General features: G+C 72.4%; 17 protein-coding genes. 10 read left to right on the top strand and 7 right to left on the bottom strand.

The features are described from left to right. The first annotated feature begins 43 nt into the window (after positions 1-43). The 3 genes from ACLJT4_RS29790 (at position 44) to ACLJT4_RS29780 (ending at position 2,429) form a co-directional block, all read left to right on the top strand. Complete coding sequence (locus ACLJT4_RS29790; RefSeq protein ID WP_411126950.1) at positions 44-1,006, top strand: aldo/keto reductase; 963 nt, start codon at positions 44-46, stop codon at positions 1,004-1,006. Positions 1,007-1,084: 78 nt separating this feature from the next. Further along, positions 1,085-1,798: a uracil-DNA glycosylase gene (locus ACLJT4_RS29785; protein WP_037682991.1), complete on the top strand. Its 714-nt coding sequence runs from the start codon at positions 1,085-1,087 to the stop codon at positions 1,796-1,798. 67 nt (positions 1,799-1,865) lie between these two features. Continuing rightward, positions 1,866-2,429, top strand: a complete 564-nt coding sequence (locus tag ACLJT4_RS29780) for a hypothetical protein (RefSeq protein ID WP_411126948.1) — start codon at positions 1,866-1,868, stop codon at positions 2,427-2,429. A 23-nt stretch (positions 2,430-2,452) separates the two neighbouring features. Here ACLJT4_RS29780 and ACLJT4_RS29775 read toward each other — a convergent pair whose 3' ends face one another. Next, on the bottom strand, positions 2,453-3,070 hold the full coding sequence (locus ACLJT4_RS29775) for a TetR/AcrR family transcriptional regulator (protein ID WP_411126946.1): 618 nt from the start codon (positions 3,068-3,070) through the stop codon (positions 2,453-2,455). A 161-nt stretch (positions 3,071-3,231) separates the two neighbouring features. Here ACLJT4_RS29775 and ACLJT4_RS29770 point away from each other — a divergent pair, with 161 nt between their 5' ends. From ACLJT4_RS29770 to ACLJT4_RS29745, 6 genes are all read left to right on the top strand, one after another. Further along, on the top strand, positions 3,232-4,443 hold the full coding sequence (locus ACLJT4_RS29770) for an FAD-dependent monooxygenase (RefSeq protein ID WP_411126944.1): 1,212 nt from the start codon (positions 3,232-3,234) through the stop codon (positions 4,441-4,443). Positions 4,444-4,512: 69 nt separating this feature from the next. After that, positions 4,513-5,436: a Gfo/Idh/MocA family protein gene (locus tag ACLJT4_RS29765; protein WP_411126942.1), complete on the top strand. Its 924-nt coding sequence runs from the start codon at positions 4,513-4,515 to the stop codon at positions 5,434-5,436. Positions 5,437-6,124: 688 nt separating this feature from the next. Beyond that, positions 6,125-6,469 carry a hypothetical protein gene (locus tag ACLJT4_RS29760; RefSeq protein ID WP_411126940.1) on the top strand — a complete coding sequence of 115 codons (345 nt, stop codon included), beginning with the start codon at positions 6,125-6,127 and terminating at the stop codon, positions 6,467-6,469. 93 nt (positions 6,470-6,562) lie between these two features. Next, a complete protein-coding gene (locus tag ACLJT4_RS29755; protein WP_407615836.1) occupies positions 6,563-6,907 on the top strand; it encodes a hypothetical protein in 345 nt (114 codons plus the stop codon). Between the two features lie 110 nt (positions 6,908-7,017). After that, positions 7,018-7,737: an ABC transporter ATP-binding protein gene (locus ACLJT4_RS29750; RefSeq protein WP_411126938.1), complete on the top strand. Its 720-nt coding sequence runs from the start codon at positions 7,018-7,020 to the stop codon at positions 7,735-7,737. Then, positions 7,734-9,953 (top strand): hypothetical protein, encoded by a 2,220-nt coding sequence (locus tag ACLJT4_RS29745; protein WP_411126936.1) that lies wholly within the window; start codon positions 7,734-7,736, stop codon positions 9,951-9,953. The genes ACLJT4_RS29750 and ACLJT4_RS29745 overlap by 4 nt, the downstream gene beginning before the upstream one ends. Positions 9,954-10,745: 792 nt before the next feature. On the opposite strand, the gene lnt is transcribed toward ACLJT4_RS29745, so the two are convergent. The 6 genes from lnt to ACLJT4_RS29715 all read right to left on the bottom strand — a co-directional run bounded on the left by lnt (position 10,746) and on the right by ACLJT4_RS29715 (position 19,014). Next, the gene (gene lnt / locus ACLJT4_RS29740) at positions 10,746-12,323 is read right to left on the bottom strand and encodes an apolipoprotein N-acyltransferase (RefSeq protein WP_411126934.1); all 1,578 of its coding nucleotides are present in this window, start codon (positions 12,321-12,323) and stop codon (positions 10,746-10,748) included. Between the two features lie 193 nt (positions 12,324-12,516). Then, a complete protein-coding gene (locus ACLJT4_RS29735; protein WP_411126932.1) occupies positions 12,517-14,484 on the bottom strand; it encodes an ABC transporter ATP-binding protein in 1,968 nt (655 codons plus the stop codon). Between the two features lie 248 nt (positions 14,485-14,732). Beyond that, entirely contained in the window at positions 14,733-16,310 is a 1,578-nt protein-coding gene (locus ACLJT4_RS29730) for a GAF domain-containing protein (RefSeq protein ID WP_411126930.1), read from the bottom strand. A gap of 165 nt (positions 16,311-16,475) precedes the next feature. Next, positions 16,476-16,964, bottom strand: coding sequence for a glutathione peroxidase (locus ACLJT4_RS29725; RefSeq protein ID WP_411126928.1), 489 nt, complete (start codon positions 16,962-16,964; stop codon positions 16,476-16,478). After that, positions 16,924-17,229 carry a hypothetical protein gene (locus ACLJT4_RS29720; protein ID WP_411126926.1) on the bottom strand — a complete coding sequence of 102 codons (306 nt, stop codon included), beginning with the start codon at positions 17,227-17,229 and terminating at the stop codon, positions 16,924-16,926. The genes ACLJT4_RS29725 and ACLJT4_RS29720 overlap by 41 nt, the downstream gene beginning before the upstream one ends. A 150-nt stretch (positions 17,230-17,379) precedes the next feature. Further along, a complete protein-coding gene (locus ACLJT4_RS29715) occupies positions 17,380-19,014 on the bottom strand; it encodes an FAD-dependent oxidoreductase (protein WP_411126924.1) in 1,635 nt (544 codons plus the stop codon). Between the two features lie 293 nt (positions 19,015-19,307). Between ACLJT4_RS29715 and ACLJT4_RS29710 the strand changes: the two genes are divergently transcribed. After that, positions 19,308-20,435, top strand: coding sequence for a SchA/CurD-like domain-containing protein (locus ACLJT4_RS29710; RefSeq protein ID WP_411126922.1), 1,128 nt, complete (start codon positions 19,308-19,310; stop codon positions 20,433-20,435). Positions 20,436-20,478: the final 43 nt, after the last annotated feature.

The raw sequence follows: 20,478 nt of genomic DNA, 5'->3' as shown, positions 1-20,478 counted from the left end.
GCCGGCACCACTCGTGTCCAGGGACCTGTCAGGGAGAGACGCCATGCACCACCGCACGCTCGGCGGCGACGGACCGCGGATCAGCGCCCTCTGCCTGGGGGCGATGCCGTTCGGCACCACCGTGGACGAGCGGACCGCGTTCGCCCTCCTGGACCGCTTCGCCGACGCCGGCGGGACGTTCGTCGACACCGCCAACAACTACGCCTGCTGGGTGCCCGGCGCGACCGGCGACGAGAGCGAGACGGTCCTCGGACGGTGGTTGCGCAGCCGCCGCGCGCGCGAGCGCACGGTGCTCGCCACCAAGGCCGGCGCCCGGCCCGACCCGGCCCGCGGCCCCCACTGGCCGGCCAACGCCGAGGGGCTCGGCGCCCGCGCCCTGCGCACCGCCCTCGACGGCAGCCTGCGCCGCCTGGGCACCGAGCGGGTCGACCTCTTCTACGCGCACGTCGAGGACCGCACCGTCCCGCTCGCCGAGACCGTCGAGGCGCTGGCCGGATGCGTCCAGGACGGCCGGGTCGGCGCGCTGGGGGCCAGCAACCACGCGACCTGGCGGCTCGCCGAGGCCCGACAGCACGCCGCCGCCCGCCGACTGCCCGGTTTCCGCGCCGTGCAGCAGCGGCACACCTACCTCCGGCCGCGCCCGGAGCCGGCGGCCGGCCTCCAACGGGAGACCGACGAGGAACTCCTCGACTACGCCGCCGCGCACCCCGACCTGACCCTGCTGGGCTACTCGCCCCTGATGGAGGGCGCCTACACCCGCCCCGACAAACCGCTCCCCGAGCGCTACGACCACCCGGGGACGGTGGTTCGCAGCCGGGTGCTCGCCGAGGTGGCGGCCGAGTGCGGGGCCACCGCGAACCAGGTGGTGCTGGCGTGGCTGATGGGCGGCCCGGTGCCGGTGGTGCCGGTGCTCGGGGTCAGCTCGGTGGCCCAGCTGGACGAGTGCCTGGCCGCGCTGGACCTTGCCCTGGACCCGTACCAGCGGGCCCGGCTGGACACCGCCTGAGGAGTTGGGGAGGCTGTCGTGCGGGTCGGCGGACGGCCCGTTTCGGGGACTGTCAGTGGTCGCCGGTAGGTTCTCCCGATGAGAACGGAACGCACACCGGAGGTTGTTGACGTGGTCACCGACATGCTGCCCGAGTCCTGGCGCGGGGTCCTGGGCGAGGAGTTGGAGAAGCCCTACTTCAAGGAGCTGATCGACTTCGTCGAGCAGGAGCGGGCCGCGGGGCCGGTCTACCCGCCCCGCGAGCAGGTCTTCGCGGCGCTGGAGGCCACGCCCTACGACCAGGTGAAGGTGCTCGTCCTCGGCCAGGACCCGTACCACGGCCCCGGCCAGGGGCACGGCCTGTGCTTCTCCGTACAGCCCGGGGTCAAGACGCCCCCGTCGCTGCGGAACATCTACAAGGAGATGAAGGAGGAGCTCGGCCACCCGGTTCCGGACAACGGCTATCTGATGCCGTGGGCCCAGCAGGGCGTCCTGCTGCTCAACGCCGTGCTCACGGTCCGCGAGGGCGAGGCCAACTCCCACAAGGGCAAGGGCTGGGAGAAGGTCACCGACGCGGTGATCCGCGCCGTCGCCTCCCGCCCCGACCCGGCGGTCTTCGTCCTGTGGGGCAACTACGCCAAGAAGAAGCTCCCGCTGATCGACGAGGAGCGGCACGCCGTGGTGCAGGGCGCCCACCCCTCCCCGCTCTCCGCGAAGAAGTTCTTCGGCTCCCGTCCCTTCACCCAGATCAACGAGGCGATCGCCGCCCAGGGCCACGCCCCGGTCGACTGGCGCATCCCCGACCTGGGCTGACCGGCCGCCCGGCAGGTCGCGCACGCCGCGCGGCGCGTCCCGGTGGCGGTTAGCGTCGGGGGAGCCGGTGGTGGCGAGCGACGACGGGAAGTGCGCGGTGGTGGAGCAGCGGCCGGAGGCGGAGCCCGAGGACGGCGTGCTGACCCGGCTCGGTCAGGCGATCATGCTCCACCGCGCCGGCGACCGCGAGGAGGCCCGCAACCGGCTCGCCGCGCTCTGGCAGGAGATCGGCCCGCGCGGCGACGCCTTCCACCGCTGCGCCCTCGCGCACTACTTGGCCGGCACCCAGGACGATCCCCGGGACGCCCTGGACTGGGACCTGCGGGCCCTGGCGGCCGCTGAGGGCTTCGTCACGGAGCGGCCCGTCCGGGCCCGGCCCGCCGCCGCACCGGCCGGGGGCACGGGCCCACGCCACCCGTTCGCCGCGCTCCGGGCGTTCTTCCCCGCGCTCCACCTCAACCTCGCGGCCGACTACGCCGGACTCGACCGCCCGGCGGACGCCCGTGCCCAGCTCCGGCGGGCCCGCGCCTCGGTGCGGTCCCTCGCCGACGGCGAGCACCGCCGACGCCTCACCGCCGCGATCGTGCGCCTGGAACTCCGGATCGAGGGCGCCCCCGGGGCCACCAGGTAGCGGCGTCCGCGCGGGCCGCCGCCTCAGTTCCGCAGCATCCCGTCGAGCACCTCCGCGCACGAGGCGCGCAGCGCGCCCCGGGTGGGCGGCGCGGCGTGGAACTGCCCCGCGACGCAGGAGAACAGCACCCCGTCACACCAGGCCACCAGCGCCAGCGCGTGCCGCTCCGGCGCGGTGGACCCGGCTGCCGTCAGCAGCGCCACCACGGGCTCCCGGAAGGTCCGGCCGGCCCGGTCGTAGACCTTTCGCAGCTCCGGTCGGCGGGTGGCCTCCAGCGCCAGTTCGTAGCGGGCCACCAGCAGCCCGCGGTGGTGCGAGAGGTAGCGGTGCAGGGCGCGCGCCAGGGCGTCGGCCAGGGCTGCCGGGGCGGCGGCCGTCGGGTCCGCGGCGCCCAGCAACGCGTCCGGGGCGAGCACCGCCGCCTCGCGGTCGGCCAGCCGCCGCACCGCGGCCTCCAGCAGCGCCGCCCGGGTCCGTGCGAGGTTGGACGTGGAGCCCTGCGGCAGCCCGGCCGCCTCGTCGACGGCCCGGTGGGTCAGCCCCCGCATGCCGCGCTCGGCGAGCAGGTCCAGCGCGGTGTCGGCGATCAGCCGTTGGCGGGGGAGCGGGTCGGGGGAAGCGGCGGCCTTGCGGACGTTCATGCAGGTGAGCCTAGTGGCGCCGAGCAACGCTGACTACGTCCGTAGTGCGCCTGTCGCCACGGTCACTACAGGTGTAGTCTCATGGCATTCGGCACTACAGATGTAGTCACATCGGGGTCGGGGTGCACGCCATCCGTCCGCGACTACCGGGAGGCGGCACCATGCGGCAGCGCACCGCGATCGTGATCGGCGGCGGGATCGGCGGGCTCACCGCCGCGGTGGCCCTGGACCGGCGGGGCTGGCGGGTCACCGTCCTGGAACGGGCCGCCGCCCTGGAGCCGGTCGGCGCCGGCATCGGACTGGCCCCCAACGCCCAGCGCGCCCTGGACACCATCGGCGTGGGCGACGCGGTCCGCGCCATGGCCTCCCGACAACTGACCGGCGAGATCCGCCGGCCCGACGGACGCCTCCTGGCCCGCACGGACAACGCGGCCGCCGTCCGGCGGTTCGGCGGGCCGGTCGTCATCGCCCACCGCGCCGACCTCATCGCGCTGCTCGTCGAACGGCTGCCCGGCACCGCGGTCCGCACCGGCACCCCGGCCACCCTCGTGGACCCCGGCGATCCGCTGCGCGACGACCGCCCGGCCCGGGTGCGGACCACCGCCCCGGACGGCGCGTCCGCCGACCTGACCGCGGACCTCGTCGTCGCCGCCGACGGCATCCACTCCGCCGCCCGCCGGGCGCTCTTCCCCGACCACCCCGCACCCCGCTATGCCGGCTTCACCACCTGGCGCTTCGTGGTGCCCGCCGCCGGTGCCGCGGGGCTGGCCGCACCCGACACCGCGCACGAGACCTGGGGACCGGGCGGCCTGTGGGGCACCCTGCCGCTGCACGACGGGCGGATCTACGCCTACGCCACCGCGGCGGTCCCGCCCGGCGGCGGACGGTCCGGCGCCGACGAGCGCGCCGAACTCCTGCGCCGGTTCGGCTCCTGGCACCGACCGATCCCCGAACTCCTCGGCGCCGTCGGCCCGGACGCCGTCCTGCGCAACGACGTGCACGCCGCGGCCGCCCCGCCGCCCGCCTTCCACCACGGCCGGGTCGCGCTGCTCGGCGACGCGGTGCACCCGATGACCCCCAACCTCGGCCAGGGCGGCTGCCAGGCCGTCGAGGACGCCGTGGTCCTCGCCCACGAGGCCGCACCGGACGCCACCCTCCCCGCCGCGCTCGCCGCCTACACCCGGCAACGGCTGCCCCGCACCACGGCCGTGGTCCGCCGGTCGGGACGGATCGGCCGGCTCACCACCTGGCGGTCCCGACCCGCCTGCGCACTGCGCGGCGCCCTGGTCGCGGCCACCGCCCGGCTGGCCCCCGACCTCGCGCTGCGCGCTCTGGACGGCATCGCCGACTGGCGGCCACCGACCGCCCCGTAAGCTGCGATGACCGGACGCCCGGCCGCCCGATACCCGGGCACCGGGACCGTGGAACCAAGGGAGAGACGCGTGAAGGTCGGCTGCATCGGACTCGGCGACATCGCACGGAAGGCGTACCTGCCCGTGCTGGGCGCACGGCCCGGGATCGAGCTGCACCTGCAGACCCGCAACCCGGCCGCCCTCCAACAGGCCGGCGACGCCTACCGGCTGACCGCCTCGCACCTCCACGCCGACCTCGACTCGCTGCTGGCGGTCGCCCCGGACGCCGTCTTCGTGCACGCCGCGACGGTCGCCCACCCGGAGATCGTGACCCGGCTGATCGAGGCAGGGGTGCCGACCTACGTGGACAAGCCGATCGCCTACGACCTCGCCGACACCCGGCGGATCGTCGCCCTCGCCGAGCAGCGCGGCGTCAGCCTGGCCGTCGGCTTCAACCGCCGCCACGCCCCCGGCTACGCGCAGTGCCGCGAGCACCCCCGCGAGCTGATCCTGATGCAGAAGAACCGCACCGGCCTGCCCGAGGATCCGCGCACGCTCGTCCTGGACGACTTCATCCATGTCGTGGACACCCTGCGGTTCCTCGCGCCGGGCGAGATCGACCACGTCGACGTCCGGGCCCGGGTCCGGGACGGACTGATGGACCAGGTGGTGCTCCAACTCTCCGGCGACGGGCGCCTGTCCGGGCACGACGGGTTCACCGCGATCGGCATCATGAACCGCCGCAGCGGTTCGGCCGAGGAACGCCTCGAAGTGTCCGGAGGGGACACCAAGCGCGAGGTCGTGAACCTCGCGGAGGTCATCGACCACAAGGGGCAGCCCACCGTCCGACGGCGCGGCGACTGGGAGCCGGTCGCCCGACAGCGCGGCATCGAGCAGGTCGTGCTCGCGTTCCTCGACGCGGTCCGCGCCGGCGAGACCGTGAGCGCCGCCGACGCCCTGAAGACCCACGAACTCTGCGAGCACATCGTCCGCGAGGCGACGCACGGGGGGTGAGGGCGGGGCCTGGTCGTCGTCCCCTGACGGTTGATTTCTTCGCGGCCGGTCGAGTTGCCGGCCGTCCCAGCCGACGCGTTGGCGTCGACGGCCGGTGCGTGCAGTCCGTGCCTGCAGCTGCCAGGGCCACGGGGCGCCGGCGCCACGAGTTCCCCGGACGGCCGGGGCGATATCCCGTGCCGCGTTTCCGGACGGGTTGGTGGGCTCGTCGGCCCAGTGCGTCACCGTCGTCGAGGCGGCCGTCTCCGCGGATTTCGTCGTGGTCTCGGTCGCTTCGGGCACATGGGCCGCGCTCTCCGCTAGCCGAGGCCCCTCGGAGTGCCCATCCCAGCAGTCGATAAAGACCCTGTCATGGTGCTGCGGGAACCGGGGCCGTGTGCGGTCTCGAGTGGCGACAGCGCAAGGGGGTGCAGGGCCCACTGCTGCGGCTTCCCTTGTACGCGTACCCCCTTCTGGGCGCAGCCGCTGGGCGACCGGCTCCAGTCGAAGGCGGCCGCACGTCGTCCGGATGCCCGCAAGGCTCCTGCCACGAAGTGCCTAAAACCGGCAATGGCGATGCAGTCCGACTTCGCCCTCTCGGTGGCAACTTCGCCAGTTTGCCAAGATCATTTCTGCTTATATACCTTTTGCCGAGATCGCGAGGCATGGCGCCGGAACGGCGTCTTTGGTGAGGGAGGGACCTTTGGTGATGAAGAAGGCGATCGTGGGGTGTGTCGTTGCCGGAGTGGCGCTGATGGGGGCATCGCCGGCTGTTGCCGCGTACGAGAGCTACTCGCCCGGCGGCAAGGCGGGATCGTGGACCCAGAAGAAGGACGCCCAAGTCGCAGTGATGATCCACAGTAGAGGCATCAAGGCGCACGCCGACTATTACCGCACGACCGACTCGGGCAGCTACTACACGCTGTGGAACAAGTCGGGGATCGTCAACAACATCGCTTACGGCGGCATCGGTGGCCGTGTAACTGACCTGCGTACCTGCAACTGGGTTCCGGACAACGACGACGAGTGCAGCAGGTGGGAAGTCCGCGGCTGATGCTCTGAGCGACCAGAGCTCTCGCTTTCCAGGCGCTCAGGCACCGACACCACTCACGCAGGTACCGAATCTCTCGGGGCAGGAACCAGGACCATGATGAAGAAGACGATTGTCGGGCTCGCCGTTGCGGGATCCGCATTGGTGGGGGCGTCACCGGCCGTTGCCGCGTTCGAGAGCTACTCGCCCGGCGGCAAGGTCGGAGCATGGAGTCAGAAGAAGGACACCCAGGTCGCGGTGATGCTCCACAGTGCTCGCGACATAGGCTTCGCCAACTACTACCGCACTACGGACCCCGGCAGCTACTACACGCTGTGGAACAAGGGCGGTCCGCGCAGCATCACGTACAGCGGTATCGGCGGACGGGTAACCGACTTGCGGGCCTGCACGTGGGTGAAGGACAACGACGACGAGTGCGGCCGCTGGGAAATCCGCGGCTGATTTTCACCGTGCACCGCGTAACCCGTGGGTCGCGCGGTCGTAGCTGGTGAAAACGGCAGGGTGGGCACGGCGTTGTAAGCCGCCCGCCCTGCCTGTGCTGTGAGCGGGAAGTGGAGAGACCAGTGGGGCAAGGCAACGGTGCACGTGTTGACGAGCGTGTATTGAGTATCAGCGGGCTTCACTACGCGATAGCTGATCGCGTACTGCTGGCTGGATTGAATCTGCAGGTCGCAGCAGGTGAGTCGGCAGCCATAGTCGGCCCCAGCGGCAGCGGGAAGAGCACGCTGCTAGGTTGCATCTTGGGACTGATCCGGCCGTCGCAAGGGCGAGTCGAGGTAGTGGGTCAGGACGTTGTCCGGATGAGGCAGCGTTCCTTGGAGCGTCACCGCAGCCGTCATATGGGTGTGGTGTTCCAATTCGGCGAGCTTCTGCCGGAACTGACACCGGTGGAAAACGTGGCTCTCGCGGCCCTGTTGGGTGGGGTGCCGACCGGAGAGGCCTATGAGCGGGCGGAGAGCCTTCTCCGTGACCTTGGTGTTCCCCGCAACGGTGTTCCGACCGGTCAGCTTTCGGGTGGTGAGCGTCAGCGCGCTGCCGTGGCACGAGCCCTGATCAATAAGCCGGCCGTCCTGCTGGCGGACGAGCCAACGGGCGCACTCGATCGCGCAACTCGGGACGCCGTTGCCGAGTTGCTTTTCGACGTCCCGCGACGCTGGGGCTGCGCTCTCGTGGTGGTGACGCATGACGTTGAGGTCGCGGAACGGGCCGACCGCTGTTTCGAGTTCATGGATGCGGCCCTCGTCCAGCGCATGCCGGGAGGCCGTTCATGAAGGGCAACGCGCTTTCGTGGCAGTTGTTGCGGATGGGGCAGGCCGCCGGGAAGCGGGCTGGCGGTGGTCGGGTGCGGGCGGTCGCGCTGTTGCTGGCCACTGCCGTACTGGCACTCGGGCTGACCACGGTCGTGGCATCGTACGCCGCATACGACGGAATCGAGCAGCGGACAGCAGACCGAAGCCCACAATTCCACGATGCCTTTCCGACGCGGCCCGTCACCGCGTTGGCGAAACCCGCTTTCGACGAGATCGAAGGTCGGCAGTTCAGCCTGGTCTATGTTCGCCCGCTATCCCCTCATATGGAACTGCCGCCGGGCATTGACCGTTGGCCCGCGCCCGGTGAGGCGCTCTTGTCGCCGAAGTTGACGCGCCTCTTGCAGGCAGAAGGCGCTCTGAACAGATACGGCAGTGCAGTTGGAACGATCCGTGACGAGGGCCTCGCCAGCCCTGGTGAGCGATACGCCTACGTCAACCCCACGGATCGACAACTCGACAAGCAGAGCGCATTCCCCATCGTCGGTTTCGGAGACCGCGGGATGCCGACTGGCGACGTGCGATTCATCGCTGACCGCGGCAAGTTCTTGACGGCCCTTTACCTGATCCTGCTGCCCGCCGCGGTGCTCGCTGTCGTTGCGTTGCGCATGGGCTCCGCGGGACGGGACAAGCGAGCCGCGCTCGTGAGTGCGTTGGGTGGTCGCTGGCGTCATCGTGCTCTGCTCAATTTCGGTGAGGCAGCGGGGCCAGTGATGGCCGGTGCTGTTCTCGGCGCACTGCCTGCGTTGTCCGTGGCCGTCCTGGGGAACGTTCGGCTGCCCTGGATCGACTACTGGTTGTCGTCTTCCGACCTGCGACAGCGGGCTGGGACGATCGCGCTGACCGGCCTCGCGTCCGCAGCCGGAATGCTCCTTCTCGCATGCGTCGTGCATCGCCCGGCAGCACGAAGGAAGTCTCGCTCGACTCGGCTCGCCGCCAGCAACAGTCATGCGCTTCAATGGGCGGCGCTGGCCTGCCCCATCCTCCTCTTCGCCACCGTGTGGGGACCGGCTCAGCTGGACCCCTCCCACTCCGCCGACCTGAGGATGAAGCTCTACAACACCGGCGTTGTGGCGGTGATGGCGACCTTGCCCTGTGCAGTTGCCGTCTGCGCCGCGGCGGTGGGGCCGCAGCTGTCCCGATGGTCACGGCGTACCGGAGCCGTCGGGGCCTTGGTCTCCGGCCGGCATATCGCGGCACACCCCGGAGCGACCGCGCGCTTGGTAGCGGGGATCAGCATCGCCTTGGTGCTGGTGAGCCAAGTCCAGTTGAAGAACGCGCAATTCGGGACGAGCGCGCAGGCGGCGCAGGCGACGGCAGCGCGCGTCGGCCATAGCGTGCTCCTGATGAGCATCTCTGACCGGCTTTCCCGAAGTCAGGTGGATGGCGTGCTCCGGCAACTCCCCGAGGGAGTGGAGACGCTTGCGGTCTCCCGGCCGAGCAACCCCAGCTCCTCGGCACCAGCCCGCATCCAAGGTCCGTGCCGCGCCTTGCGCGCACTGCAGCTCACCTGTTCACCCCAGCACGCGATCACCCCGGCACAGCGCATGGACCAACGGTTGCTGGAAACCTTGCGTTGGGTCAGCCCCGTAGTCGATCAAGTTGAGGTGCAACAGGCCCCCGTACTCACCACTCGCTCGTCCACGGCCCCCAAAACCCTCGTTCTCGTCTCCGCTGACGGCGAGGACCTGCCCGAGAAACAGATCAAACAACTGCTTCGGGACGAGCTGCCGGTCTCTTCGGCGACTGTCGACACCCCCGGGGCAGGATGGCTGGTCGGTGCCAGAGAATCCGTCGCACACGGCAAGTGGGTGCTGTTCTTCGGCGTACCCGGAGTGCTCATCGTTGCCCTGGCCGTTGCCATGGCCAACCTGGCGGAGTTCCTGCGCTTCAGCCGGAAGATCGCGCCCGTGAGCGTGCTCACCGGACAGCGGAGCATCTACTACTCGACAGCCGCCTGGACCTTGTTGGTGCCACTGCTGGCCTCCGTCGTCACCAGTGTGATAGCCGCAAGCTGGCTGGCGGCTCCCCAGGAGAGGCCCGCCGACGGAGTTGAGCTCTCGAACAACGTCCTCGCCACTACGTCTGGCGCACTCGCTGTCCTGGCCCTCGTCACCTGGTGGTGCGGTTCGCGAGCAGCTGTCCGGCAGGCGAGCGACTGGCGTCCCTTCGGAGAATGACGTACCGCCGGCGCGGGGCCGTCGACCCGCACCAACCGGGTCCGTACCGAAGAGGAGCGGTCGAAGTCCGGTCCCGCGCCGGCCGGTGAGCCCAACCCTTCCGGCTTCCCAGGCACGACGCCAAGGCGGTGTGCGGCCTCGCACTTCGGCCCGATTCGGATCAGTCAGACCACCCCCGAAACCGTCGGCCAATCGGAGGCACAGTGCGGCACGGTTGCACGGTTGGCACCCGCCTCTCCGATCGCTGGGCAGGGGCAGGGGCAGGGGCAGGGGCGGGAGCGGGGCTCACCCTGGTGAGCATTCCGGCGCTCGGCCGCCGTCGCCTTTGCCCTCGTGGCGCTCCTGCCCGTCGAGTACCGCCTGCGCACCGGTCCATGAACGAAGAGAGCCTGAAGACCGGCATCCAGCCCGCTTCTGATCACGCTCGCCGGGGTGGATGGAGGGTGTCGCGGCTTGGTAGGCCCTGCCCCTCGCAATGAGGTGCACGTCGACGATCAGGGTGATCCGATCTGCACCACATCGAACTGGGAGCACACCGCAAAGCCGCAGGTCGATCTCTGCTGTGCTGTGGAGCAGCTGTCCGGTGACGGGTTCACCGTCCTCGACGCCATGGAGTGTTGCAGCTGCGCAGCCGTGGAAGTGCTGGCGAGCGTCCAGCGCCGCGGGGACGGGAACCGGCGGCCCGTCGGCACGGCAGCGACCAGGTCGGGCACGTCTCCCGGGTGTTGCCCGGGCCGGGCGGAAGCCGTCCGGCCGGACGTGCTCACATGCACGACGCGTCCCACCGCGCCGTCACCGTCGCCCGGCCCCGGCCTCCCGCTCGGTGTCCACCTCGGTGCCCCCGGAGCGGTCGGCCCTCCGCCGCCCGTAGGGTCGGCCCGCTTCGGTGAGGCCGTAGGCGAGGAGGGCGGCGATCGCCCCGTAGACCGCCCAGTCGCCCCACCGGGTGTACGGGCTGGTGCCGCTGGCCAGCGGGAGGTCGTAGACGGCGGCGGCGCTGCGGTCGGTGCTCAGGCGTGTGCCGAGCGGTTCGCCCCGCGGGCCGTAGGCCGCGCTGACGCCGGTGAGGGTGGCGTGCACCATGGGGCGCCAGGTCTCCGCGGCCCGCAGGGCGCCCAGGGAGGCGTGCTGCGCCGGTGCCCAGCTGTCCTGGAACGTCGCCGTGGAGGACTGGGCGACCAGCACCTGGGCCCCCTCGGCGGCCAGATGACGGCTCATGTCCGGGAACGCCGTCTCGAAGCAGACCAGCGGGCCGATCCGCAGCCCGGCCGCGGTGGGGACCGCCATCACGACCTGGTGGGTGCCGCGCCGTCGGTCGCTGGTGGCCGCCTTGCCCACCTTCGTCGCCCAACCCAGCACGGACCGGGCCGGTATGTACTCGCCGAAGGGCACCAGCCGCATCTTCGCGTAGCGGTCCCCGGTCGGGCCGTCCGGGCCGATGAGCACCGCGCTCTTGGCGATGCCGGCACCGTCGGAGCCCGGTGCGTCGGCGTTCACCAGCAGGTCGGCGCCGGTGCGCCGGGAGAGCGCGGCCAATCGGGCGGCGAGCGCCGGGTGGTCCGCCGGGTCCTGGTAGAGGCTGCTCTCGCCCCACACGACCAGGCGCACCCCGCGGCCGGCCAGCGCCGCGGTGAGCGCCGCGCTGCGGGCCAGCCGTTGGGTGGGGGTGCCGGTCGGACCCGGCTGGACGACCGCGATCCGCACCGTCCCGGCGGGCCGGGGGAGCGGCGCCCACAGCCAGACCGCGGTACCGGCCAGCGCGCACACCAGCAGTCCCGCGACGGCGGGGCGCCGGGCGGTCGGGACGGCGAGCAGCCCGGCCAGTGCGGTGTTCACCGCCACGATCAGCAGGCTGACCAGCCACACGCCGCCGAGCGACGCCAGCCGCAGGGCCGGCGGCACCTGCCACTGGCTGGCGCCCAGCAGCCCCCAGGGACCGCCCAAGTACTGCCAGGACCGCACCAGTTCGACCATCAGCCAGCCGGACGGCACCAGCACCAGCGCGGCGGCCGCCCGGCCCGGGCCGGGCCGGCCGCCCAGCAGCGCCCGCACCAGCACGCCCCAGGGCGCCCACAGCGCACCCAGCAGCAGTGCCAGCACCACGATGAAGACGTGCAGGCTCGGCAGCAGCCAGTGGTGCACCGCCACCATGAACCCGGCGCCGCCCCACCAGCCGTACAGCGCCGCCCGCCGGGCGGTCCGCGCCGACCGGACCAGCAGCAACCACGGCACCAGTGCCACGTAGGCCAGCCACCACCAGGACGGCGCGGGGAAGGCGAGGGCGGGCACCGCACCGGCGAGCACGGCGGCCGGGCCGCGCGTCCAGAGGGAGCCGCACCGGTGCGTCCGGTGGCCGAGCGGTACGTCCATCCGGGCTCCCTCTCGCCGTGTCGGTCCCCGTGCCTGCCGTGGTGTCCCGTGGATATCTCTTGCCACGTTCAAGGGTTGTCAGGCGTCGGCGGCTCCGCCACTTCTCGTGCACCCGTCCTGCCGTCGCCGGTCCGGGTGCGCCGCGGCCCCCGTCCACGGGGACGGGGGCCGGCGCTCGCTGAGGGCGGGGGGTTCAGTTCACCAGCGACGGTTCGGCGGACAGGTCCGGGTCGGCGTCCGGTGCGCCGCCGCCGACCTCCGGCGAGTCCACCGCGGCCGCGGTGCCGGCAGCCTGGGACGGCGCGTCGGCGAACTGCGTCCGGTACAGCTCGGCGTACCGTCCGTCCGCCGCCAGCAGTGTGTCGTGCGTGCCGCGCTCGACGATCCGACCGCCCTCGACCACCAGGATCAGGTCGGCGGCCCGGACGGTCGACAGCCGGTGCGCGATCACCAGCGCGGTCCGTCCTTCCAGCGCCTCGGTGAGCGCCTCCTGGACGGCCGCTTCCGAGGTGTTGTCCAGGTGGGCGGTGGCCTCGTCGAGGATCACCACCCGGGGGTGGGCCAGCAGCAGCCGGGCGATGGTCAGCCGTTGCCGCTCACCACCGGAGAGCCGGTAGCCGCGCTCGCCGACGACAGTGTCCAACCCGTCGGGCAGTGAGGCGATCAGCGCGTCCAGGCGGGCCCGGCGCAGCGCGTCCCACAGCTCGTCCTCGGCGGCCTCGGGGGCGGCCAGCAGCAGGTTCTGCCGGATCGACTCGTGGAAGAGGTGGCCGTCCTGGGTGACCATGCCCAGGGCGCCCCGCAGCGAGGCGGCAGTCAGGTCGCGGACATCCACGCCGGCCAGTCGGACCGCGCCGGAATCCGGGTCGTACAGTCGCGGCAGCAGCTGGGCGATGGTCGACTTGCCGGCGCCCGAGGAGCCGACCAGGGCCACCATCTGGCCTGGTTCGGCGCGGAACGACACGTCGTGCAGGACCTCTTCGCCGCCCCGGGTGTCGAGGGTGGCGACCTCCTCCAGGGAGGCCAGCGACACCTTGTCGGCGGACGGGTAGCCGAACCGCACCGCGTCGAACTCCACCGACACCGGGCCCTCCGGCACCGGCCGGGCGTCCGGCCGCTCGGTGATCAGCGGCTTGAGGTCCAGTACCTCGAAGACCCGCTCGAAGCTGACCAGCGCGCTCATCACCTCGATGTGTGCGCCGGACAGCGCGGTCAACGGGGCGTACAGCCGGGTGAGCAGCAGGGCCAGCGAGACGATCGCGCCCGGCTCCAACTGGCCGCGCAGGGCCAGGAACCCGCCCAGCCCGTACACCACGGCCAGCGCCAGCGCGGAGACCAGGGTGAGCGCGGTGACGAAGTACGTCTGCACCATCGCGGAGCGGACGCCGATGTCGCGCACCCGACGGGCCCGGGCGGCGAACTCCGCGGACTCGCGCGCCGGCCGGCCCATCAGCTTCACCAGGGTCGCGCCGGGCGCGGAGAACCGCTCGGTCATCTGGGTCCCCATCGCGGCGTTGTGGTCGGCGCCCTCCCGCCGGAGCGCCGCCAGCCGCCGCCCCACCAGACGGGCGGGCAGCACGAACACCGGCAGCAGCACCAGCGCGATCAGCGTGATCTGCCAGGACAGCGTGAGCATCACGCCCAGCGTGAGCAGCAGCGTCACGATGTTGCTGACCACGCCGGACAGGGTGTCGCTGAATGCCCGCTGGGCGCCGATCACGTCGTTGTTGAGCCGGCTGACCAGTGCCCCGGTGCGGGTGCGGGTGAAGAAGGCGATCGGCATCCGTTGGACGTGGTCGTAGACCGTGGTGCGCAGGTCGAGGATGAGCCCTTCGCCGATGCTCGCCGACAGCCAGCGGGTCAGCAGCCCCAGTCCGGCCTCGGCCAGGGCGATGGCCGCGATCAGTCCGGAGAGCTGTAGGACCAGCCGGGTCGATCCGCCGCCGACGATCGCGTCGACCACCCGCCCGGCGAGCAGCGGGGTGGCCACCGCGAGCAGCGCGGTGACGGTGCTCAGCACCAGGAACCACACCAGCATCCGGCGGTGCGGCCGGGCGAAGGCCGCGATCCGGCGCAGCGTCCCCCGGGAGAGGCGGCGCTTGCCCTGCTGTGCGGTCATCGTGCTGTGCAGCGAATGCCAGGCGGTGACTTCCATGTCCATCGCGGCCTCCTGAGTGCCGGTCGTCACGAGATCGCCGTGCGTGACCGGCGACAAGAAAGAACCTAGAACCTCAACCAATCTTGAGGTCAAGGCATTCCGGTTCGGCCCGGCCACCGTCACCCCGAGGGGGTACCCGGAACGCGCCTCCGGTCCCCGGCCGGCCCGCCGAGACCGGCCCCCAGGAACGGCCGTCCGGACGCCCACCAGACGCTGATCGTAGCCAACATGGGCCAGTGAAAAGGGAGTTCCTACGGCAGCAGGGGGCGTTCCCAGAGCACCGGTGCGGTCGGCCCGCCGTCGCCGTCCCCGCCGGTCACCGTCAGCCGCACGCCGTCCTCGCCGTTCGCCAGCGTGACGGTGGCGTCCACCACGACCCGCGCCGCGCTCGCCGCCCCCGCCACCTCCGTCAGCGCCCGCCCGACCGCGGCCACCAGCGCCCGGGCGCACTCCGGGCCGACCCGGGCGTCCACCGGCCCGACGAACTGCACCGACGGCCGGTTGCCCAGCGCCGTCGTGGCCGCGCCGGCCTCCCGCAGGATCCGGGTGCGCGGCCCGGCCGGTGCCTCCGGCGGCCCCTGCTGGAGCGCGATGATCGCGGTGCGGATCTCCTGGACCGTCGCCTCCAACTCGTCCACCGCCTGCCCCACGCCGTCCTTGACCTCCGGGAGGACGGCCGTGCGCTGGGCGCTCTCCAGCAGCATCCCGGTGGCGAACAGTCGCTGGATCACCAGGTCGTGCAGGTCGCGGGCGATCCGGTCGCGGTCCTCGTAGACCGCGAGCCGCTCCCGGTCCCGGTGCCGGTCGGCCAGGACCAGTGCCAACGCCGCCTGCGACGCGAACTGGGTGCCCAACGTCCGCTCCAGATGCGTGAAGCGCGGCCCGCCGGAGGCCCGGCACAGCGCGAGCGCGCCCAGCACCCGGCCGCCGCCGCGCAGCGGCAGCAGCATCGTCGGCCCGTAATGGCGGGAGAGCGGGGAGATCGAGCGGGGGTCGCCCGCGAAGTCGTCGGAGAAGACCGCCAGCCCGGCGTGGATCTGGTGCAGCACCGGGCTCTCCGCCGGGATCGTGCCCCCGTACGTCTCGGCCCGCACCGCCTCGGACAGCACCGTGGAGATCGCCACCACCTCCATCCCGCCGCCGGCCTGCGGCAGCAGCACCGCCCCGGTCCCGGCCTCGGCCAGCTCCCGGCCCTTCTCGGCGACCACGGTCAGCGCGTGCTCCTTCGCGGAGCCGGTCTCCGGCCCGGCCAGCAGCGCCGTGGTCACCGACGCCGCGCCGTCGATCCAACGGCTGCGCTGTCGGGCAGCGGCGTGCATCCGGGCGTTGCCCATCGCGATCCCGGCCTCGGTGGCCAGCACCCGCACCAGTTGCAGGTCCACCTCGCCGAACCGCCCGGCACCCGCCGCGGCACCGGGCGCCGCACCGTCCGGTTTCCTCGCCAGGACGAGGCTGCCGAACAGTTCGCCCCGCACCTTGATCGGCACCCGGAGCGTGCCCGCCGCCGCGGACCGGCCCTCGGGCGCACTGCCGTGGACGATCCGGTCGCGCAGCCCCTCGCCGTCCTCGTCGAGCACCTCCACGGCGGCGTAACGGGCGCCGGTCAGCGACCCCGCGGTCTCGGCGATCCGGTGCAGCACCCGGTGCACGTCCAGGTCCGAACCGATCGCGACCATCGCCTCCAGCAGCTGCGGCAGCCGCGACAACGGGCCGCCGGCCACCTCCCGCAGGCTCTGCGCCGTCCGCTCCGCAAGCTCCGCCGCGGTGCCCTCCGCCGCGGCACCATCGTGCGGGTCGGTCGGCTCGGGGAGCTGCGGTGACTGCGGCATGGCGGCTGCTTCGGGGCTGGCGGGAACGGGCGCGGAACGGCTGCGACCAGTCTAATTCGTCCAGAACCGGGACATCGGGCGAGCACCGGACCACCCGGGTCGGGCCGGTGCCGCCCACCGGCCCGAGCGTCCGGTGGGCGGGTCACCAGGTGAGGCCCTCGCCGATCAGGCCGGCAACGCCGCCTCGATCGCCGCGACCAGCTCCGGCGCCTCCGGCTCCGTCCGCGGCCGGAAGCGGCCGGCCACCGCGCCCGAGGCGTCGATCACGAATTTTTCGAAGTTCCACTGGACATCGCCGGCCGCCCCTTCGGCGTCCGTGGTGCCGGACAGCTCGGCGTACAGCGGGTGCCGCTGCTCGCCGTTGACGTCGGTCTTCTCGAACAGCGGGAAGCTGACGCCGTACGTCGCCGAGCAGAACGTGGCGATCTCCTCGGCCGTGCCGGGCTCCTGGCCGGCGAACTGGTTGCTGGGGAAGCCCAGGACGCTGAAACCGCGGTCGGCGAACCGCTGCTGGAGCCGCTCCAGCCCCGTGTACTGCGGGGTCAGCCCGCACTTGGACGCCACGTTCACCACCAGCAGGGCCTTGCCCCGGTAGTCGGCGAGGGACGCGGGCTCACCGGTCAGGGTGCGCAGCGGGATGTCGTACAGGCTCATGCGGGGGTTCCTCCATGCGGTTCCGCGGACGGGGCCGTCCGTCATCGGCCCCAACAACCGTCCCCGGTCTGCTCTTCCCGACGTCGTCGACCGGCCAGGTGGCCACCGGCCGCAGCGCCCCGGCCCGCCACTCCCTGAGCAGCTGGTCGAAGATCGGGGTGTCCTCCTCGACCGGGCGCCGGGCGGCCGGCGGCGGCAGTCGGGGCGGTTGCTGCGGCACCGAGACGCGCTGGAAGGGATGGCCCGGGGTCTTCTTGACGTCCATGCCCGGACCTAACACCAATTCGCCCGGTGAGTTGCGGGACCGGGCCGGGGCGCACACCAGATGCCCCTGGGGCGGTGACGGTCAGAAGATACGTTCCAGGGGCCGGCGGGGCGGTGCACGCCCCGCCGGCCCCTGGGTGGGGCGAGCGGATCAGGCCCGGCGGAGCAGACCGCCCAGGACCTCCCGCAGCGCCCCCTCCGGGTCGGCCACCCGGCCGTCCGCGCGCCACGCCACGAAGCCGTCCGGCCGCACCAGCACCGCGCCCTCCGGCGCCGTCCCGTGCACCTCGGCCCAGTCGGCGCCGTCCTCCGGGATCAGGTCGGCGTCGACGCCGATGCCGATCCGGTAGTGCTCCAGCCGGACCGACCAGTGCGCCGCGGCGGCCTCCGCCGCGCCGCGCCACGCCTTGCCGTCCTCGGTCCCGGTCAGCAGGACGAACGACCGCTCGTAGAGGTCCAGGGTGGAGCGCCGCGTGCCGTCCGCGTGCAGCCACAGGTGCGGGGCCCGGGTGCCCGGCTCGCCGGTCAGCCGCATCCGCTCGGGGACGACCGGCAGGTCGGGGTCGGCGCCGAGGACCGCGCCCCGCGGGTAGCAGTAGCCGAGGGCCACGGTCAGCACTCCGCGCTGCCGGCCGCCGCCGGCGGGCGCCGGGTCGTAGCCGGGGTGGCTGTGCTCGGCGGACCGGGCGGAGGCGCGGGCGCTGGTGACCTGGGCGACCGGCCGGCGCTCCTCCTCGTAGGTGTCCAGCAGGGCCGGCGACGCGGCCCCGTCGAGGACGGCGGCGAGCTTCCAGGCGAGGTTGTGCGCGTCCTGGATGCCGGTGTTCGAGCCGAACGCCCCGGTGGGGGACATCTCGTGGGCGGAGTCGCCGGCGAGGAAGATCCGGCCCGCGGAGTACCGCTCGGCGACCCGCTCCGCGGCGTGCCAGGGTGCCTTGCCGGTGATCTCAACCGCCATTCCGGGCACGCCCGTTGCCCGCCGGATGTGCTCGACGCACCGCTCGTCGGTGAAGTCCTCCAGGCTCTCGCCCCGGTCGGGGTGCCAGGGCGCGTGGAAGACCCACTGCTCGACGTTGTCCACCGGCAGCAGCGCGCCGTCGGCCTCCGGATCGGTCAGGTAGCAGGCGATGAAGCGCCGGTCGCCGACCGCGTCCGCCAGCTCGGGGGCGCGGAAGGTGATGCTGACGTTGTGGAAGAGGTCCCCGGGGCCCGTCTGGCCGATGCCCAGCCGCTCCCGCACCGGGCTGCGGGGGCCGTCCGCGGCGATCAGGTAATCGGCGCGGAGGGTGGCGTGCTCACCGGTGTCCCGGGCCTTGACCACCGCGGTCACTCCGTCGGCGTCCTGGTCGCAGCTGAGCAGCTCGGTGCTGAACCGCAGGTCGCCGCCGAGTTCGCGGGCGCACCGCAGCAGCTCCGGCTCCAGGTCGTTCTGGCTGCACAGACACCAGGCGGACGGGCTGAACTTGGCCAGTGCGCCGCCCGGGTCGATCTCGCGGAACAGCCACTCCTGCTCGTCACCGGTCAGCGAACGGGCCTGGAGGATGCCGTGGTTGTCGGCCAGCACCGAGGCGGCCGCACGGATCCGTTCCTCGGCGCCGGCAACCCGGTACAGCTCCATCGTGCGGACGTTGTTCCCCCGTCCGCGTGGATGCCGTGAGGTGTCCGCGTGCTTCTCCACCAGGACGTGCGGGACACCCAGGCGTCCCAGGAACAGCGAGGCGGACAGACCCACCAGGGACCCGCCCACGATGAGTACCGGCACCCGGTCCTCGACCTTGGGATTCATGTGCGTGCTCCAGCTGCAGCGGCGTGTACGGGAGATGGAGCAACGCATGCCCGGCCCGTCGCCCCTTCCATCACGGTTCACCTGCATGGCTCACACATCTCGCGCCGACCGTGGGTCTTGGCCACGATCGAATCCGGACCGCCCCCGCGACACGCCGGGCCGGAGGTCCGCCCATCCGGCTCAGTCGACCGGAGCGCATCGGGAGTAATCGGAAGGCACCGGCAACACCCGGAGCGCGCCGGAACTGACGACGCACCACAGGGGCCTCGTGCCCTGAAGGAGATGCGTAGACGATGACAACGCTGTCGGAACGAATATCGCAGTCCGCCTTCGACGGCTCCAAGCTCCGGGTCGTGCTCATGCTGGACCTGGAGGAAGGAGCTCAGCAGCAGTTCCTGGAAGCCTACGAACAGCTGCGCAACCAGGTGGCCTCCGTGCCCGGGCACATCAGCGACCAGCTGTGCCAGTCCATCGAGAACCCCTCGCAGTGGCTGATCACCAGTGAGTGGGAGAGCGCCCCGCCCTTCCTCGCCTGGGTCAACAGCGAGGAGCACGTCAAGATGGTCCAGCCGCTGCACAGCTGCGTGCGCGACACCCGCTCCCTGCGCTTCAGCGTCCTGCGCGAGACCTCCAACGTCGCCGTCCGGGCCCCCGAGCCCGCCAAGAGCCGGCTCCAGGCGAACCCCCGGGTCGGGGACGGCGTCGTGCGGCACGCCCTCACCTTCACCGTGAAGCCGGGCAGCGAATCGACGGTGGCCGACATCCTCTCCGGCTACACCTCGCCGGCGGCGCGGGTCGACGACCGGACCCGGCTGCGCCGCACCTCGCTGTTCATGTACGGCAACCGCGTCGTGCGGGCCATCGAGGTGCAGGGCGACCTCATCGCGGCACTGCGCCACGTCTCCCAGCAGCCCGAGGTCCGGGCCGTCGAGGAGGCCATCAACCCCTACCTGGAACAGGACCGGGACCTCAACGACCCCGATTCCGCCCGGGTGTTCTTCACCCGCGCCGCCCTGCCGGCGGTGCACCACGTGGCGGCCGGCGGTCCCGAGTCCGAGGACCCCGAGGCCCTGTCCCGGCACGCGCTGTACTACCCGGCCAAGCCCGGCTTCGGCATGACGCTGGCCAAGATGCTGGCCCGCCAGGACGAGGAGACCGCCGACGACCCGGCGTCCCCGGTGCACGGCAGCACGATCTTCCAGCGCGACGACATCGTCGTCCGCCTCGTCGACCTGCGGGCGCCCATCGACCGCGACCCGCTGGTGTCCCTCGGCGCCCGTGGCCCCCGCAAGCTCGCCGTGCTGCGGCGGCTGCTCGACGGCGACGTGGCCGGCGGTCTGACCACCGACCGCGAGCTGGCCCACTTCCTGGCCCGCGCCGACATGGACCTCATCACCGACCGTCGGGCGTACGACGCCTGACCGCCCCGGTCGCCGACCGGCCGGCCGTCAGGCCGTCGCCGGG

It is taken from the genome of Streptomyces sp. x-19, assembly GCF_046549115.1.
In the GTDB taxonomy this organism is placed as follows: Bacteria; Actinomycetota; Actinomycetes; order Streptomycetales; family Streptomycetaceae; genus Streptomyces; species Streptomyces albulus_C.
This window is presented reverse-complemented; position numbering and strand designations above follow the sequence as displayed.

Bases quoted from the DNA above. Each gene is read 5' to 3' on its own strand.
- ACLJT4_RS29790 (WP_411126950.1), top strand. From the start codon at position 44: ATGCACCACCGCACGCTCGGCGGCGACGGACCGCGGATCAGCGCCCTC.
- ACLJT4_RS29785 (WP_037682991.1), top strand. From the start codon at position 1,085: ATGAGAACGGAACGCACACCGGAGGTTGTTGACGTGGTCACCGACATG.
- ACLJT4_RS29775 (WP_411126946.1), bottom strand. From the start codon at position 3,070: ATGAACGTCCGCAAGGCCGCCGCTTCCCCCGACCCGCTCCCCCGCCAA.
- ACLJT4_RS29770 (WP_411126944.1), top strand. From the start codon at position 3,232: ATGCGGCAGCGCACCGCGATCGTGATCGGCGGCGGGATCGGCGGGCTC.
- ACLJT4_RS29760 (WP_411126940.1), top strand. From the start codon at position 6,125: ATGAAGAAGGCGATCGTGGGGTGTGTCGTTGCCGGAGTGGCGCTGATG.
- ACLJT4_RS29755 (WP_407615836.1), top strand. From the start codon at position 6,563: ATGATGAAGAAGACGATTGTCGGGCTCGCCGTTGCGGGATCCGCATTG.
- ACLJT4_RS29745 (WP_411126936.1), top strand. From the start codon at position 7,734: ATGAAGGGCAACGCGCTTTCGTGGCAGTTGTTGCGGATGGGGCAGGCC.
- lnt (WP_411126934.1), bottom strand. From the start codon at position 12,323: ATGGACGTACCGCTCGGCCACCGGACGCACCGGTGCGGCTCCCTCTGG.
- ACLJT4_RS29735 (WP_411126932.1), bottom strand. From the start codon at position 14,484: ATGGACATGGAAGTCACCGCCTGGCATTCGCTGCACAGCACGATGACC.
- ACLJT4_RS29730 (WP_411126930.1), bottom strand. From the start codon at position 16,310: ATGCCGCAGTCACCGCAGCTCCCCGAGCCGACCGACCCGCACGATGGT.
- ACLJT4_RS29725 (WP_411126928.1), bottom strand. From the start codon at position 16,964: ATGAGCCTGTACGACATCCCGCTGCGCACCCTGACCGGTGAGCCCGCG.
- ACLJT4_RS29720 (WP_411126926.1), bottom strand. From the start codon at position 17,229: ATGGACGTCAAGAAGACCCCGGGCCATCCCTTCCAGCGCGTCTCGGTG.
- ACLJT4_RS29715 (WP_411126924.1), bottom strand. From the start codon at position 19,014: ATGAATCCCAAGGTCGAGGACCGGGTGCCGGTACTCATCGTGGGCGGG.
- ACLJT4_RS29710 (WP_411126922.1), top strand. From the start codon at position 19,308: ATGACAACGCTGTCGGAACGAATATCGCAGTCCGCCTTCGACGGCTCC.